This window comes from Brevibacillus brevis, assembly GCF_900637055.1.
Taxonomy (GTDB): Bacteria; Bacillota; Bacilli; order Brevibacillales; family Brevibacillaceae; genus Brevibacillus; species Brevibacillus brevis.
Window position 1 is genome coordinate 5,233,067 of sequence record NZ_LR134338.1, and the last position, 16,515, is coordinate 5,249,581.

General features: G+C 48.3%; 15 protein-coding genes. 4 read left to right on the top strand and 11 right to left on the bottom strand.

Features of this window, described 5'->3' with window-relative positions; all coding sequences use genetic code 11:
* Positions 1 to 50: 50 nt before the first annotated feature.
* From EL268_RS25415 to EL268_RS25445, 7 genes are all read right to left on the bottom strand, one after another.
* The gene (locus EL268_RS25415) at positions 51 to 1,070 is read right to left on the bottom strand and encodes a S66 family peptidase (protein ID WP_106654183.1); all 1,020 of its coding nucleotides are present in this window, start codon (positions 1,068 to 1,070) and stop codon (positions 51 to 53) included.
* 145 nt (positions 1,071 to 1,215) lie between these two features.
* Positions 1,216 to 1,587, bottom strand: a complete 372-nt coding sequence (locus EL268_RS25420; RefSeq protein WP_106654182.1) for a hypothetical protein — start codon at positions 1,585 to 1,587, stop codon at positions 1,216 to 1,218.
* A 159-nt stretch (positions 1,588 to 1,746) separates the two neighbouring features.
* A complete protein-coding gene (locus EL268_RS25425; RefSeq protein ID WP_106654181.1) occupies positions 1,747 to 3,183 on the bottom strand; it encodes a sensor histidine kinase in 1,437 nt (478 codons plus the stop codon).
* Positions 3,183 to 3,881 (bottom strand): response regulator transcription factor, encoded by a 699-nt coding sequence (locus tag EL268_RS25430; protein WP_106654180.1) that lies wholly within the window; start codon positions 3,879 to 3,881, stop codon positions 3,183 to 3,185. The genes EL268_RS25425 and EL268_RS25430 overlap by 1 nt, the downstream gene beginning before the upstream one ends.
* 194 nt (positions 3,882 to 4,075) lie before the next feature.
* The gene (brnQ, locus tag EL268_RS25435; RefSeq protein WP_106654179.1) at positions 4,076 to 5,410 is read right to left on the bottom strand and encodes a branched-chain amino acid transport system II carrier protein; all 1,335 of its coding nucleotides are present in this window, start codon (positions 5,408 to 5,410) and stop codon (positions 4,076 to 4,078) included.
* 119 nt (positions 5,411 to 5,529) lie between these two features.
* Positions 5,530 to 6,459, bottom strand: coding sequence for a DNA-3-methyladenine glycosylase family protein (locus EL268_RS25440; protein ID WP_106654178.1), 930 nt, complete (start codon positions 6,457 to 6,459; stop codon positions 5,530 to 5,532).
* 75 nt (positions 6,460 to 6,534) lie between these two features.
* Positions 6,535 to 7,455, bottom strand: a complete 921-nt coding sequence (locus EL268_RS25445; protein ID WP_106654177.1) for a proline dehydrogenase family protein — start codon at positions 7,453 to 7,455, stop codon at positions 6,535 to 6,537.
* Positions 7,456 to 7,656: 201 nt separating this feature from the next.
* Here EL268_RS25445 and EL268_RS25450 point away from each other — a divergent pair, with 201 nt between their 5' ends.
* Genes EL268_RS25450 through EL268_RS25460 form a run of 3 tightly spaced genes read left to right on the top strand, consistent with a single transcriptional unit; the run spans position 7,657 to position 11,834 of the window.
* The gene (locus EL268_RS25450) at positions 7,657 to 9,387 is read left to right on the top strand and encodes a sigma-54 interaction domain-containing protein (protein ID WP_106654176.1); all 1,731 of its coding nucleotides are present in this window, start codon (positions 7,657 to 7,659) and stop codon (positions 9,385 to 9,387) included.
* On the top strand, positions 9,378 to 10,520 hold the full coding sequence (locus EL268_RS25455) for a winged helix-turn-helix domain-containing protein (protein ID WP_106654175.1): 1,143 nt from the start codon (positions 9,378 to 9,380) through the stop codon (positions 10,518 to 10,520). Before EL268_RS25450 ends, EL268_RS25455 begins: the two co-directional genes overlap by 10 nt.
* A gap of 57 nt (positions 10,521 to 10,577) precedes the next feature.
* Positions 10,578 to 11,834, top strand: a complete 1,257-nt coding sequence (locus tag EL268_RS25460) for an MFS transporter (protein ID WP_106654174.1) — start codon at positions 10,578 to 10,580, stop codon at positions 11,832 to 11,834.
* Here the strand turns inward: EL268_RS25460 and EL268_RS25465 are convergent.
* Positions 11,806 to 12,924 carry a PQQ-dependent sugar dehydrogenase gene (locus tag EL268_RS25465; protein ID WP_106654173.1) on the bottom strand — a complete coding sequence of 373 codons (1,119 nt, stop codon included), beginning with the start codon at positions 12,922 to 12,924 and terminating at the stop codon, positions 11,806 to 11,808. The two genes, EL268_RS25460 and EL268_RS25465, sit on opposite strands and share 29 nt — an antisense overlap.
* 547 nt (positions 12,925 to 13,471) lie before the next feature.
* The gene (locus EL268_RS25470) at positions 13,472 to 14,092 is read right to left on the bottom strand and encodes a PilZ domain-containing protein (RefSeq protein WP_106654172.1); all 621 of its coding nucleotides are present in this window, start codon (positions 14,090 to 14,092) and stop codon (positions 13,472 to 13,474) included.
* 119 nt (positions 14,093 to 14,211) lie between these two features.
* Between EL268_RS25470 and EL268_RS32975 the strand changes: the two genes are divergently transcribed.
* A complete protein-coding gene (locus tag EL268_RS32975; RefSeq protein WP_007722723.1) occupies positions 14,212 to 14,385 on the top strand; it encodes a YlaF family protein in 174 nt (57 codons plus the stop codon).
* Positions 14,386 to 14,396: 11 nt separating this feature from the next.
* Here EL268_RS32975 and EL268_RS25475 read toward each other — a convergent pair whose 3' ends face one another.
* A complete protein-coding gene (locus EL268_RS25475) occupies positions 14,397 to 15,452 on the bottom strand; it encodes a tetraprenyl-beta-curcumene synthase family protein (protein ID WP_047073536.1) in 1,056 nt (351 codons plus the stop codon).
* A gap of 122 nt (positions 15,453 to 15,574) precedes the next feature.
* The gene (locus tag EL268_RS25480; protein WP_106654171.1) at positions 15,575 to 16,513 is read right to left on the bottom strand and encodes a response regulator; all 939 of its coding nucleotides are present in this window, start codon (positions 16,511 to 16,513) and stop codon (positions 15,575 to 15,577) included.
* Between the last annotated feature and the right edge of the window lie 2 nt (positions 16,514 to 16,515).

Consider the following 16,515-nt stretch of genomic DNA (forward strand, 5'->3'; position numbering starts at 1 on the left):
CATGCTACGAGGACTTTCCCATTCATTGGGAAGCCCTCGTTTTTTTATACTTATGGACGAAAATATTGGCGGACGCTTCCTTTTCCAAAAGACAGCTCCACTTCAGCAAACGCTCCATTAATAAACGTGATCTGTGGCGGCATATGCCCACAATCTACATCGTATAGGACAGGGACTTGCAGCTCAGCAGCCAGCTCCTGATAGACGTCTTCCACGGTATAGCCCTCGACCGCCTGATTCGCTGGACTGCGACCAAACATGATCCCCGCGCAATGATCGAACCATCCGGCCAGCTTCATTTGTACCAATGACCTGCGCAGATCAGTCGCAGAAAGCTCACAGTTTTCCAAATACCAGATGATCGCCTCATTCCCGATCTGTTCTTTTTGAAATGTTTGCACATCCCCATACGGTGTTCCGATCACATGCCGAATGATATCGATACAGCCGCCAAGTAGCCGTCCCTGCATATTTACGTGGGGTGTAGTCTGTGTGGTTTTCCATACAGTCGGTTCCGTCAGGTGAAAGATATGCGGCGAAGGATTCGCATGCTGCCATTCCTTTTGATACATCGGGGAAGAGTACTGCAAGACCGACTCGCCCCTTTGCGTTGACAGAACCGTTTCCCACATGGCCGTCGTCTCATCCATATCTGCTCCGCGCAAATCTACCAGATTCGTCCCATGGGCCGTAGCCATCCCTGTTTTTAATGTAATCGCGAGCAACAGCACACTCACATCTGAATAGCCTAACACCCATTTTGGTTGCATGGCATGAAAATCAAGCTTGTCTAAAATCTCAATCAGCAGCTCGCCACCCCAGGGAGGGATGATGATATCGACGTTCTCATCTTGCATCAGGGAGTTGAATTCGGTTGCGCGGTTTGTGGCGGGAGCTGACTTGGCTTTTTCCTGTGTCCAGACAGTATCTTTGCAAACGATGGAATATCCCCTGCTCTCCATACGACTGCATGCCAGCCTGATTAGTTCATGCAAATACTCGGGTACACCTGATGATGGCGCAGTTACACCGATAGTAGCGCCCTTTTTCAACGTTGGATATGTGATCATGCTTCTCCCTCCCGATATGTATGATTTTGGATAATGATACCATGAAATAGAACAAAAAAAAGACGGCCTATAGCCGTCATCAAGGTATATAAAACGGGAGGGAAGTAGAGGAGTTCAAACGAACGTGTTTCCAGTTCGTGAATGATTACTTCTTGCTGGCGTCAGTCGTTGTAGACTGTTCAGTGGAACCGCTGCTTTCGGTTCCCGCAGCACCAGGCGATCCAGTGCTGGTACCTGCATTAGAATTGGCATCTGTCGCAGGTGCTTCCGTAGACGATCCTGTGCCCGTCGATGCATCAGAGCTGTCCGTAGAAGCGTCCGTTGTAGACTGATCTTGCGAAACCGAGCTATCGGTCGATTGTCCGCTATCAGAAGTGGAGGACCCCGGTGCGGTTTCGCTTGTCGTGCCCTCTGGTTGTGTAGCCGGTTCAGGTGTACCTGTTGTGTCAGAGCAGGCAACCAAGCTGCCAGACAGGAGTAATGCGACAGTGGCAATGGAGAACCATTTTTTGTTCATGTTCATTCCCCTTTCTTTCATTCCTTGGCTTCGTGACCTTCTCGCTGTCACACCTATATCGTAACGGGCAAAGATAACCATTCTGTAAGGAAAGTGGGAAAAAACGATGATCAAAATATGAAAAAAGTATGACCATGATCATTTTGATCGGATCATGATTTAGTTCTCCGGCTTAATCCTCGGAAGCCATATCGTAAAAGTGCTGCCCTTCCCAGGCGTGCTCTCTACTCTGTATTTGCCATCGTGCAGCTCTACCAGCTCTTTTACAATGGCGAGTCCAAGCCCTGTCCCTTTATTGTTCTTGGAACGTCCCCGATCCACTTTGAAAAAACGTTCCCAGATGCGGTCCAGGTCATCTGCTGCAATCCCCATCCCTGTATCGATCACTTGAATCTGTACGTATTCCTCTTCCAGCGAAGCACGCATGCGAATTTCACCTGTAGCCGTAAACTTGAGTGCATTCTTCACCAGATTTTTCAGAATTTGCGCGATCCTGTCCTTGTCGGCATAAATTCTTGGCAGCTCGTCCTCTACCTCTACTCCCATGCGAAGCCCTTTTTCCTCTGCTTCTTGATGGAAGGAAAAAGCAACCCGATTCATGACATCTGCCACATCGACGGGGAACTTGGCCAGATTTACTTCGTTGTTCTCCAGCTTCATCAAGTCCATTAGGTCATCCACCAAGCGATTCACTTGCATCGTTTCGGTATACATCACAGCGTAATACTTTTGTCGCGCCTCTTCTTCCTCTACCAAGCCGTCTTGCAACGCCTCGAGAAAACCTTGGATCGCGGTAAGAGGTGTACGCAATTCATGGGAGACATTCGCCAAAAAATCATTGCGCACTTGCTCCAGATGATGACGCTCCTGCTCTACCTTCTCCAGCTTCTGTGCCATCGTATTGATCGTTTGCGCCAAGTCGCTGATCTCGTCAGACGTATCGACCTGGACGCGCTCTGCATAATTCCCGCGACCAATTTCAGCCGCTGTTCTCTCAATGGTTCGCAATGGGCGGGAGATTGACCATGACAAATACGAAACCATGATCGTAGAAAGAAGAACCCCAAACAAGGTCGCCCACAAAATCGACTCACGCATTTGACCAAAGGTTTTCTCAATTCCTTCAATCGGCGCATGCAAAATAATTCCGCCATAGACGTTTTCGCCCTCGCCCCACGGGACGGAGACTGACAACATCGGGTCATCCAGACCTTCGATTTGCAGCTCGGTTACCGCGCTTTTTCCGTTCAGCACGTTATCCGCGATAGAAACTGCCACAGACTTGCCTGTAAGCATCTCATCCTTCATCGAAGTCGCGACAATTTTTCCTTCCGTATCAAATAACCAGATGCGGGTATCAAATGACTCGTCCAGCATCGCCAGCTTGTCCAAGAGCCGTTTGTTTACGTCATCGCTGTTATGGATTGCGGCATTCACTTTTTTCGCCATCCGTAAAAGCTCTTCTTCTTTGGCGTTGTAGATGTACTCTCTCGTAAAAAAGGAGAGAACGATACCCGTAATCCCCAGCCCCACCAAAACGGTAGCCAAAAAGCTGACCAGCAGTCTGCGGTAGATACTTTTCGACAAGCCTAGCATCAGTTATCCACCCCAAACTTGTAGCCGATCCCCCAAACTGTTTGAATGCACTCATAAGGGAGCTTGTCTAAACGCTGTCTGATCTTTTTAATATGAACATCGATCGTTCGAACATCACCAAAATAATCAAAGCCCCACACTTGTTCCAGCAATTGCTCCCGCGACCATACACTTCCCGGCGATTTGACGAGTTGAACAAGCAAGTCAAACTCCTTCGGGCGAAAGCTCACTTTTTCCCCGGCAACGATCACTTCCCGTTTATCCAGATCGATCGTCAATTGATCAAAAACAAAGGTACGGAGCACTGCTTCATCTTCCACTTTTGGCTTTGGCTGCAGTCTGCGCATAATCGCGCGGATACGAGCAACGATCTCGCGTGGACTAAACGGCTTCGTCACGTAATCATCCGCTCCGAGCTCCAACCCGAGAACACGGTCAAACTCCTCATCCTTTGCCGTCAGCATAATAATCGGCGTATCCCACTTCTTGCGGATTTCCCGGCATGCTTCAAAGCCGTCCACCTGCGGCATCATGACATCGAGAATGACCACATCCGGCTGTTCCTTTTCCATCATCTCAAGAGCTTCTCGTCCATCTGCTGCTGCGATGAGCTCGATTTGTTGTTTTTCAAAATAAAGGCGAATAATTTCGCGTACGTTTGGATCGTCATCGGCAACCAAGACTTTCATCGTGGACATAGCCAATAACCTCCCTTCTTTCAAAACGACATAAAAGGTAGCATGCCGTTCAGACAATTTACGTTTTTCCATGGTAACACAGTTCACCCGTGTTGTGGACGGATAGAAGTCCTATCCAGCTGGTAAAAGCAGGACAAAATGGTTTGCGACAATGAAAAAAGCGAGTGGACCCACAGCCCACTCGCACTTATTTTTTATTTCGTTTCTCTTACAATCGGGACACTGCGTGTGAGGCTAGCCCACAACAACCCTACCAGTGCGCCTGCAAAGGCTGGCACCAGCCATCCAATTCCTACTTTGTACAGTGGCAATTGTTCCAAGATTGGTGTCAGCGAGTCGATAGACAATCCCAGCTGGGACGCTCCATCCAACAAACTGATGACAGCTGTTGCCGTGATCGCGCCTACGTATACGGCACGATGTCCATTGAACAATCGATCACAAAACGTCAGCAGCATCAGTACAATCGCCAGCGGATAAATCGCCATCAAGACAGGCACGGAGAAGGTAATCAGCTGCGTCAAGCCTACGTTTGCTACCGCAGCGCTGAACACACACAGGATCACAGCCATTTTCTTGTAGGAGATGCCAGGAATACGACTCGAGAAAAACTGACTGCACGCTGTGACGAGCCCAACAGAAGTGGTGAGGCAAGCAAGCGTAACCGCTGCTCCCAGCAAGAGCGAGCCTAACGGACCGAACAGTTGATGCACGACCCCCGTCAAAATTTGTCCGCCGTTTTCCGACTTCGCAAACGATACACTGGTCGCTCCCAAATAGCTGAGGGCAAGGTATACGAGTCCGAGTCCAATTGCAGCGAGGAAAGCGGCTTTGATTGTGGACCACATCACTTTTTTGCGATCAGTGATGCCTCTATCCCGAACGGCCGTTGTTACTACGAGACCAAACACCATCGCAGCCAAAGCATCCAGCGTCAGATAGCCTTCGACAAAGCCTTTGAAAAACGCTGTATCCTGATAGGCGCCTGTCGGCTGTCCCACCTCACCCATAGGAGAAATGAGTGATTTGGCAAACATCAGACCAATGATGATCAAGAGAGCAGGTGTCAAAATTTTACCGATTCGATCCACCAGCTTGCTCGGGTTCAGACTCAACCAGAACGTGATGGCAAAATAGACGATGGTTGTAACAAAAAGGGGTACCCAACTGCCTTTCATGGATTCAGGCAAATATGGCAACACGCCCATCTCAAAGGTTACTGTACCTGTCCGCGGAATCGCCATGAATGGTCCGATTGACAGATAAACAACAAAGGTGAACACGACTGCAAATATCGGATGGACTCTTGACGCCATCGTTTGCAAATTACCTCCAGCCAAGCCTACCGCAATGATTCCCAGTAAAGGCAGACCTACACCAGTAATCAAAAAGCCGATCATCGCGATCCAAACATTATCTCCTGCAGCTTGTCCTAGCGCTGGCGGAAAAATCATGTTCCCTGCTCCAAAGAATAGGGCAAACAGCATCAAACCAATTGTTATTGTTTCTTTCGTGGAAAGTTCTTTCATATGAATCCTCTCAATATTATTTAATAAAATAAAATTTTCATTAGTATAACTTAAAATTTACTCACTATTCAACCTTTAATTTTTTAAAATTATTGAACTTTTGTTAAAAATGAAAGTTTTTACAGTTCAAATACTTCTTTTCTCTTGATCGCCCCCACTGCTTCCCATACATACAAACAGTAGATACTGCGCCATGGAGCCCACTTTTCCCCTAGCTTGCGAATATCGTTTTCATTTGGTTTCGATTCCATACCATAAAGGAGAACAATTCCATTTCGCAATCCGATGTCAGCAGCCGGCAACAGATCTAGACGCCCCATCCCAAACATGAGCAGGCACTCTACTGTCCACCGTCCAATTCCTCGCAGCGAAGTGAGGCAAGTAATGATTTCCTCGTCCTTCATTGTCCATAGTCTTTCCAAATCTACCGTTTCATTCACAATGGCACGGGCGAAATCGATCATATACTCTGCTTTTCGCTGACTAAATTGCAGAGAACGCAAATCCTCCACTGTCAATCTCGCTACCGCATCAGGTGTCGGAAAAGCGATGATGCCCTCGCCGTTTTGGTTTTCTACTGGTTCACCTGCCAGTGTAACCAGCCTCTCGGTCAAATTGGCTGCAAAGGTCAGATTAATCTGCTGCCCGATAATCGTCTTGACCATGCATTGAAACAAATCGGCATCCAGCATAAGACGAAGACCGCGAAACCGCTCGGTCAGGATGGCGAGTTCCTTTTCCTCCCTCATCTGCTCGTAAATAACGGATAGATCCAAATCGGCACTAAAAGTACGGCGGATCATTTTTTCTAGCAGCTGCTGGTCTGTCGTAGACAAATTCGCCTGTGTCTCGTAGCGCAATGCGGGTTCTTCCAAGCTGCCCACAAATTGCATATGGACCAGAACAGGCCGTAAGCCGATACGAAAGACGCGCTCTAGGCTATTTTTTTCTTTATTTACACGTATCTGCGTATCTGGATGTGTCTCAAGACGCCGAAGCAACCGGTCAAAAGAATACGGGGGAGTAAGCGAAATAATCGAACGATTCACAAGACTCTCACCTTTCCAGATAAAATAAAAACCTCCGGAGAATCCTCCGAAGGTGTCAAGTATACTTCGCAAAACTTATTTCGTAAACATCCCTTTGAGAACAAATTTTACGTTTGCCGGACTTTCTGCCAGACGGCGCATGAAATAGCCGTACCAGTCGTTTCCATATGGTACATAAACACGCATTTTATAGCCTTCGCGAGCCAAGTCAATTTGGGACTGCGTGCGAATACCATACAACATTTGGAATTCAAACTGTGTACGCGGGATGTTGTGTTCCTTTTCCAGCTTTTTCACAAAATCAATGATGTTGTCGTCATGGGTTGCCACAGCAGCGTACCCGCCGTTCAACAGATGCTGCTTGATGATTTTTTTGTAGTTCTCATCCACATCTGGCTTGTTCGGGTAAGCGACTTCAGGAGACTCTTTATAAGCTCCTTTTACGAGACGGAAGTTCACTTTTTTGTCCTTCAGGCTGTCGATGTCGTCCGCTGCTTTGTAGAGATACGCCTGAATAACGGTTCCTACGTTGTCGTACTCTTGCAGTAATTCGTTCAAAATCTCCATGGTCACGAGATTGTGTGCGTAGTCCTCCATGTCGATACGAACGAAAATGTTTCCATTTTTCTTAGCCGAATCCAAAATGCGTCTCATGTTGTTCATGCAAAGCTCACGGCTGATGTCCAGACCGAGCGAAGTCATTTTCAACGAAAGATTGCAATCGACACCGGATTGGTGAATCGCTTCCAGCGTTTTGATGCAATAGTCAGCAGACTCGTTTGCTTCCTCTACACTGAACACGAATTCGCCCAGATGATCCAGCGTGCACACGAGGCCTTGCTGGTTCAGCTTGCGTACGGCGCTGATTGCCTCTGCAATGGTTTGACCGGATACAAAGCGGCTCGCTCCAAAGCGCAGACCCCACTTTTTCGCGGCAGAATTCAAGGTTTTGTTTTTGGATAAAAATAGAAAGAAATCCTTCATAGCTTGTTCCATCGTTGACTGTCTCCTCCTCAACGTACTCTGTCCACTTCTACTAGCATGAATCGTGCCAACTTGTTCTCGTAAGCGCTATCGTGATGTCTAAACGACATTTTCAACACATATGTACATAGCGTGTCTATTCTTGTACACTTTTGATTAGATGTACAACAGGGCCGAGACCTTTTCCTGTTAGTTTGGATAAGAGGTGACGATTTGAAACCGTTATTTTCGCTGGATAGTACACTCGCTTCCTTTGCGATTCCGATACCACCTGATATTGTCAAAATACGCACAGGTGAAACCGTAGGTGAATGGGTTGATAAGGAACGAAAGGGCAGAGTCTTCATCGTTTCTCCTACAACCACGCTCGAACAATCCATCAGCCATATTCTCGCTGGACCAAGCGTTTCCGATCTGCCGACACTTGTCATTGCGGATGAATCCGGGACTGCGACGGGAATGGTCGAGCCATACCAGCTCATGACTGCCTTTGTCGTGTTGACCCAAAACCAGTCCGCACTGCTCAGTACTTTGATGGATACGATGAGTGAGGCTGTCACCATCGTGGACTCACGCAATGTCGTCCAACACTGGAATCGGGCAGCAGAAACGATTTATGAAATCGATCGCGCCCAAGTCGTCGGAACTTCCCTCGATGAGCACTTCGCTAGTGAATCGATCCGCCTGCTCGATGCGCTGCGCCAAGGAACATCTGTTCAACGTGTCTATCACATTCCTCGTCCAGACAGTCATGTACTCATTAATGCAGCACCGATTCGCCGCGAGGGTGAGATTATCGGCGCGATTTCCATAGAACAGGATATTACGGAGCTGGTTCGTCTCAATGAAGAATTAGCACATACGACGGCCCATCTCCACAATTTGCAGCAAGAGATGAGTCGGTTTCAGGCAGCGGACGATCCGTTTTACGCGATCAAGGGGCATTCCGCCTCCATACAATCCGCTATTGGTTCCGCAAAAAAAGTCGCGCAGACGGATGCGACTGTGCTGATTTATGGTGAAAGCGGCGTCGGGAAAGAGCTGTTTGCCCAAGCGATTCATCAGGCAAGTCGCCGACATGAGAAGCCTTTTATTGCGATCAACTGTGGTGCCATTCCTGCTGCTCTGTTCGAAAGTGAGCTGTTTGGCTATCAAGGCGGTGCTTTTACCGGGGCCGAAAAAAAAGGCAAGCCTGGCAAGCTGGAGCTGGCGCATGGTGGGACACTTTTTCTCGATGAAATTGGGGAGCTACCGCTAGAATTACAGGTCAAGCTGCTTCGCGCCTTGCAGGAACGGCAGTTTTACCGTGTAGGAGGAACAGAGCCGATTACCGTTAACACACGGATCGTAGCGGCGACAAACAGACAGCTGGAGCAAATGGTTGCAGACGGTCGTTTTCGCGAGGACTTGTATTATCGGCTGAACGTCTTTTCTCTGGAAATCCCGCCACTGCGCGAACGACGTGAGGATTTGCCAGAGCTCGTGCAAATTTTCATTCATGAGTATTCGGTTGCCCATGACCACTCTGTACCACGCATCTCTCCAGAGGTCATGCAAGCGTTGTTCGAGTACAGTTGGCCAGGGAACATCCGACAGCTTCGCAACGTCATTGAACGTCTGTCGATCCTGCAAGAAAACGGCGTTATTTTGCCTGAGCATCTGCCGTCTGTCATTCGCAGTCACACAGAACCCACACACGTCTCTGTGCTCACGCAGATCGGGGGAACGTATGCGCAGCCAACTCCGACACCGCCGTCAATCATACGTCCGTCGATTGCGTACACTTCTCCACCTGCGAACGAAAAAGAGCGCATTCTGGCAGCGTTGGAGCGCACATACGGCAACAAAAAAGCAGCAGCCGAGCTACTCGGCGTATCCCGCGGCACCCTTTACAATAAGATGAAGAAGTTCAATATAAACGAGGAGTCTTTCAAATGGGATTGATAACATGGTCGGATGATGCGTATCAAATCCATTATGCTGGGGAAACGATAGTCCTTTTGCCAAAGGAATACGCCTTGTTTCACTTTCTGTACACATGGAAAAACCGGGCCTTTTCACGGAGTGATCTGCTGGATCGTGTCTGGCCAATGGAAGAACCGACAGACCGTACGATCGACGATCACATTTACCGCTTGCGGAAAAAATTGCAAAAGTGGTCGCATCTGCTCACGATTGATACGGTCCGAGGAGTCGGTTATCGGCTTACGCTAAAAGAGCAGCAATCGCCTAGTCCAACGGTATTGAACAGCGATTTCTCCGAGAACATCCAGAAGATGCTAACCACTTACCACGGCATGGGTATGGGGGCCGCTTTGCAGACGCTTTATGCGAATCAGCAAGTGCTTGGCTTCCAGATGGATTCTTTTTACGCTACCTATTTGCGGTTTGTTGTCGGTGACTTCAGCTGGTTTATCGAGGATCAAGCTACACCTAAGTCAGACAAACTGTTTTATTGGTTCCATTTGTACCATATGACACAATTGGACTCACAAAAAACAATAGACGTGCTTGAATGGGCCATGAGAAATCTGGAAAGCATGCCTGCTACTTTTCAGGATGAGATGAAAATCAATGCAGTTGGCGTATACACCCATGCGAAGCAATGGGAGCGAGCAAAAAAACAGTTGTTACCCGCAAGAGAGGTTGTCGAAAAAGTAAATTCAAACGGCTATCATCTCTTTCTTCAAGCGGAAGAAGCCTTCCTGTATCTCCTAATGGGTCAGGTGGATGAGGCGGAGGAAGTAATTCATCGCTCAAATGACATCTTGCGGACACTCCCCATGCAGCGTGAGCTCGGCAGCTTCACCATTGCTCGCGGGCTTTGTTTGTACCATCGACAGGAGATTGCCAAAGCGCGCCGCGTGGTCGACGAAGGCATCGAAGTCGTCCGTGCCACCAAGTTCGTCCCTCACCTGATTTATGCTGTACAAAGTATTTTGTTGTTCTTGAAGCACTTCGGCTTCGATGCAGAATGGGAGCGCAAATACCAGAAAATGTGGACGGAATTATCCGAAGAGTACCAGTTCGACTATTTGCAGAAAAAGATTCGTGCTATCATCTCTACCCCTATCTGATATTCCTCTGACAAATCCCTTTTATCATCGAGATAACAGATCGATGGAGGGATTTTTTTGTTAAAAGAAAATAGAACGTTTCGCACGCTGTTCATCTCTTACGGACTGTCTACGCTTGGCGATTGGTTTGATTTTATCGCGGTATCCATCCTGTTGGGGTTTGTATGGAAGGTTGATCCGATGACGATGGCCCTCCTGCCCGTTGCCTATGCAGCTCCAAGCATTTTGCTCGGGCAGTTTGCCGGGGTGCTTGCAGACCGCGTGAACAAGGTTCGGATGATCATGACCATGAATATCATTCAGGCTGCTCTCACTCTGCTCCTGCTTGCCATGCCTACTCCGTTCTGGTTCCTGGTGGTTATTGCTCTGCGTTCAGGTGCCTCTGTCTTCAATGATCCAGCGCAGCAGACCTTGACACGTCAAATCGTACCTGAGAATCAATTGTTGCAAGCCTCTGCCTTGAATGGAGCCGTATACCAGATGGGGAAATTGATCGGTCCACTTGCGGGAGGGTTGGTAGCGGCCGTTTTTGCACCCGCCATTTGTCTGATGATTAATGCTTCGACCTTCCTTCTCTCTACTGGATTTCTGTTCACGATTCGTAAAGTGGAGAATACATTGTCTCGTCCATTTGCAAAAGAGCAGCCCCTCCCTTACCGTCAAGCCTGGCAAGAGGGCTGGCGGATCTTTTTGCAAAACCGTGTCCTGTTGTTCAGCACGATTTTCGCAACCGTTACCTCGTTAGCGATTCAATTGGCGGATACACAGTTTCCCGTGATCTTCCGCGAGAAGCTGCCCGACAATCCGGAAATGCTCGGGTTTACGGTCAGTGTCATTGGATTAGGTGCACTTGTCACCGTCACCTGGCTACATCGCTTAAAAGAGATTCGCTCCTATGGGTGGGTGCTGGGCGGTGGCGTCTTGCTCATCGGAATTAGTTTTTCGTGGATTGGACTATTCCAGCCGGGTGATGGCATGTATTGGCTGCTGATTCCCGCGATATTGGCTGGGCTAGGAACAGGTCTTACTACGGTCGGCGCGAATTATCTGGTACAAAAAGAAAGCCCCCCGCAAGCACTGGGCCGCGTGAGGGGAATTATCGATTCATTGACGAGCGCCACTTTCATTATTGCTCCGTTGCTCGGTGGCGTCATTATGACCATCTGGGGTCCAAACACCGCTTTTTTATGGGTCGGAATGTTAATCGCTGCGATTGGCGGAGGCGCTGTCCTCTTGCACCGCTGGATTTGGGGGAATCGAATAAAAGACGTGGCTGTTGCTACCGCTACGGCTGGATCGGAACGAGTCGGATAATTTTATCGTCCCCTTCTCTCGGATTTCCACGACCATCGCGGTTGTTGGTCAACAAATAGAGTGTGCCGTCTTTTCCTTCGACGACATCACGCAGTCGTCCAAACTCGTCTGGGAACAATGCGGCAGCCTCCAATACTGTATCGGGCTTTGTAGGGTCCAAGCTAATTTTCTGCAACTGCTTGCCCCTGAGGTTCGCTACGAGCATTTGTCCTTTCCACGGCCCTTTGGATACAAACGTCATGCCAGAAGGAGCCCACGTCGTATCACCGCTTTGCAGGAGGGGGGTTTTCATCCCCTCTTTTTGCTGTTCACCTGAAATGACCGGCCAGCCGTAATTTGCGCCCGGCTCGATCCGATTGATCTCATCATGTGCAGTCTGGCCGTGCTCCGAGCTGTAGAGTATCCCTGTATCCGGATACCATGCGATGCCTTGCGGATTGCGATGACCGTAGCTGTATACAGGTGAGCCGGAAAAAGGATTGTCGGCAGGAATGGTTCCATCTAGATTGATGCGCAAAATTTTTCCAGCGAGACTTGCCCGATCCTGCGAAAGCATCGGCTCATTCGCATCGCCTGTCGTAATATAGAGACGCTGGTCCGGACCGATTTTGATCCGTCCTCCATTGTGGATCGAGCTTCCCGGGATTTTGTCGAGGAGCACCTTGTCAATTTGCGCTGTATGGTTTGCTTCTCGCAGTCGCAGAACCCGATTGAAAGTAGCCTCTCCCTCTCTGTATGTATGGTAGACGTACAAGTAGTGGTTATTTACAAAATCGGGATCGAGCACAAGGCCCAACAGCCCGCCTTCTCCCTCGCTTATGAACGGGGCAGAAAATGAGATGAGCGGCTCCGGCAGCAGCTTGCCTGACTGGATCACTCGCACTCTTCCTGGTCGCTCTGTGAAAAAGATCCGGCCATCTGAGGCTATATCCATCGCCCAAGGCACATCCAATTGATCAGCCAATACCTCCATCCGATATGGAAGAGTCTGTTGAGCTGGCTGCGACTCCATTGCAGGATTCGCTTCGCAGGCCACAACCGGAATACTCAAGATCAAGGTAAGCACACACACCATCCATTTTTTCCACATCTCACGTTTTCCTCCCTGTGCGATTTGTCCAGCAGGAATCAGGAAGCATTTTAGACAAATTTTCTCTAGTACACGCTTATGTTCCTCTTTTCGCTGCGCAAAAAGACTGTTTGGATGCCCTCCAGCAGTTGTGCCAGAGCCGAACAGCTGAGGTGGGCTTCCAGTTTTTTTATATCTTTTTGCTTGTTAGTCATAGAGGTATTTACGTTTTTCTTTGTCTTTTTTCCTCTTTTATGCCTTTTCAAATGTTGACTGAAGCCGCGTAGGAAGAAGCGGCTTTCCAGTCCAAGCGCCTCTGGAGCCCTACTCAGCTTCAGAATAATTGGCGGGGGTTTTCAGCTTCAACCTTTGAATTCCTTCTTCGAACCTCTACTTTTGAAGCGCTCCCGCCAATTGTTCGGAAGCGGACAGTCCCCGCCTCCCGGCAGGGCGTAGGCCGAAGCGTAGACTGGAAATCCGCTTCTTCCCTCCCCTACAGCCACTCCAATCTCACCAGCCAAAAAGGCAAAAAAAAATTGGTCCCCATTGAACCAATTTACGAAAAGACCTACTCGATTTTCACTTGTCTTCGTTCCTCAATTTGACGATGCAAAATGTACTTTCGCAAATTGTGAAAATGACGAGCATTGATTCCTTTGATCGTGCAGCCGTAAAAATAGTTCGGACCCTCTATTCGTTCATGAATGATAACTAGGTCAGTTTTCACTACCCCATCCGGGCGATTGCGACCATACAATTCAAAGGAAAAGACAATTTGCTGATCCGCAGGAATCTGTTTGTCTGAGCGGAATGCCAAGCCTCCCAGACTCAAATTCACCAAGTACACCATTTGACTATAGACGGAAAAAAATGAGTCTGGCTCCTGCGTCGGATACTGAATCCAGCCCTTTACCTCCATGTCGAAACGGGGATAGCGTCTGCGCTGTTCCCGAAACTCAATAGCTGTTGGAGAGTGGAACAAAAACAAGCGATTTTTGTCTTTAGCCACGACTACAGCTTCAAACGTATTGATCGTTTCATAATCAGCCGTCAATAGACAAGGGATCTGATCCCCTACTGTGACATCCAATGGGCTGGGAAATACGGCTTCGATCAAGTCCCCTTCTTCATAGGTAACATGACCTTCTATCACTCGATTCCCTTTTCTAATTTGTATTATGCTTTCCATCTGCGTTCTCCACCACTTCGCACAAATATATTACCGGGATTTCCGAAATCTTTACCTGGATGCTTTTCGCGGAAAATAAGGTATAATGGGAACATTGACAGATAGGAGGTTACAGACCGATGAATCGTTATCAATTGGTAACACTGGCTTTGGCATTTTTGGTAACCGCCTGTCTCATCGGAGTTGGCATTGCCATTGGGGAAAAAAGCCCCCTCGGTATCCTTGGCTGTATCGTTGTTGCCTTCTCGTTGATGGGATTTGGCTTTTCGTACAAGCGCAAGCATATGCGCTAACCTCTTCTCCGTTATCGCCGTACAAGCAAACTGTTCACATAAAACAGGACAGAGGGCAAGCCCTTTGCCTGCTTCAGCAGTTGTCTAGCAATAGTATAAATGTGTGGCTGGCTCCGGTTTACCTTGCGATCCGCGAGATAAAACGCGACTAGCCCGTCCACGATCATACGGTGAAATGCAGGATTTGGCAAGCGTTTAACGCTTGCCTTTGCTTGTTTTATGAAAAGCTTCAAGCGTTCAGTCGCGATCCGTTCCGAATCGTAATAGCTCACGAAGTTTAAATCTCCACCCATTTTATCTTCTTCCAGGTCAATTAAATAGTCTAATAAAATATGTAACCCGCACAGCCACGGAAAGTAAGCTTCACTTACCGTTTGAATTTGCTCTTCCCCTACATCTGGATCAGTTGCTAAGCAAAAAAGAGCGAATATCCCAATAGTCGAGCCTGTGACAGCCGCAAATTCTTGCCAGTGCAAATCGTGATAGCGTTCTTTGTACTGATCCCACCACGTCAACAAGTGATCCTCGCGCAACTGGGGAGCAATGTGCTTGTATACTTGCAAATCGCTATACAAACAAGAAAACTCGAGTATCTTTGCCTGGATTTTTTCATAGGCTGGCAATTGTGCGACATGCTGTTGACAGGTCTGAACCAGCCCAGCCAAAAAGCCGCCGTCATCCTTATCCTCGCGGTACAAATAATAGTCTCGCAAGGGCGCACCTGGTGTCAGTGCATCCTGCATCGACACGTGAAGCTGACGGAAGTCTTGCGGGTCTAGTGACGTGCTGCGATCACACAGATTATCCAAGTAGTCACTGATCGTTTGGTAAGCGACAATCAGCGGGACAATTGTCTCTACATGCGGGATGACCTGTGCTGCATAAACACATCCCCCTTGGCAGTGAAACTTTTTAGAATTCATGCTGTCTTGTGCCTGTTTTCTCAGCTCGGGATTGGGAATCGCCTGTGCTCTTTTGTACCAGGCCGCAAACTCTCGCTCCAGAACAGGTTGCACATGACGATAGACTCGGTAAAGGAGCTGCCATGGATTACGTAGTTCGCTCACTTACTTCCCTCCCAAAACAAATGTAAAACGAAAGACATCCCAAGCTTTTACCAGCTTTCATCGAAGCCCTCGCTCATGACCAATAGAAATATCTTATCACATTTGGATGCCCACTCCAAAAGTCAGCCCTGAAATACACCAATTCGCCTTTTTGACTCCATATAGAGTACAAAAATAAACTTTTTGGTATTGATACGAGTAGAAGAGATCGTCATTTCCATCTGATTCTCCAGCTCCAGCATGCGTTTTCGCACCTCTGTAAAATCGAAGAATGTGGTCGCGTAGCTCTCAAATTTGGGATTACTGTAATCGGTCAGCCCGAGGGAAGCCAAATGGGTTAATGCCTGATAGATGGCTCTGCGAACCCGCTGCTCAGCGGCCTTCGTTTCCTTTTGGATCAGGACAGTCACTCCCTTCCCCAGCTTGCGGTCAGCAATCGCCCAAAAAATATCGCGTAAAGGAGGCAGATTCACTTCTCCATCCCTTTCCTTCTCCCAGCGATACAGCCACTCCATCATGTCGAGTAAATCTTTGCTGCCTTTTTCGCTAATCATCCCCAGTTCGGTTAAGAGAAACCGTGCGGAAGACAGGATGCCCTTTTCAGGATACGATGCTTCTTTTGAAAGAGCTGCCGCCACGTTCATACTGCCGGACAAGACGGAAAGCGACCGCTGAATACCCTCGATGGATTGCTGCAGCAATATGCGTTCCCGTACCTTTTGCAGAACACTAATGACCTCTAGGCGATTCACCGGTTTGGTCACGTAGTATTCGATCCCTGTCGCATACGCCTCAGCAATCATCTCCTTTGCTTCGATTTGCGAGATCATGACAATTTTGCCTGTAAAACGCCTTAGTTGGCGCACTGTTTCAATGCCATCACGATTCGGCATCAAAAGATCAATCAACAAGATGTCTACTTGCTTCCAATTCAAAAAATCGTGGTCAATTTGTGAGCCATCCTCTGCTTCCCCACATACCTCTCCCAAATCAGCATCCTCAATCATTTGACCGAGCATGAATCGAATCGCAGGATCGTCGTCCACGATGAAGTAGCGCATGA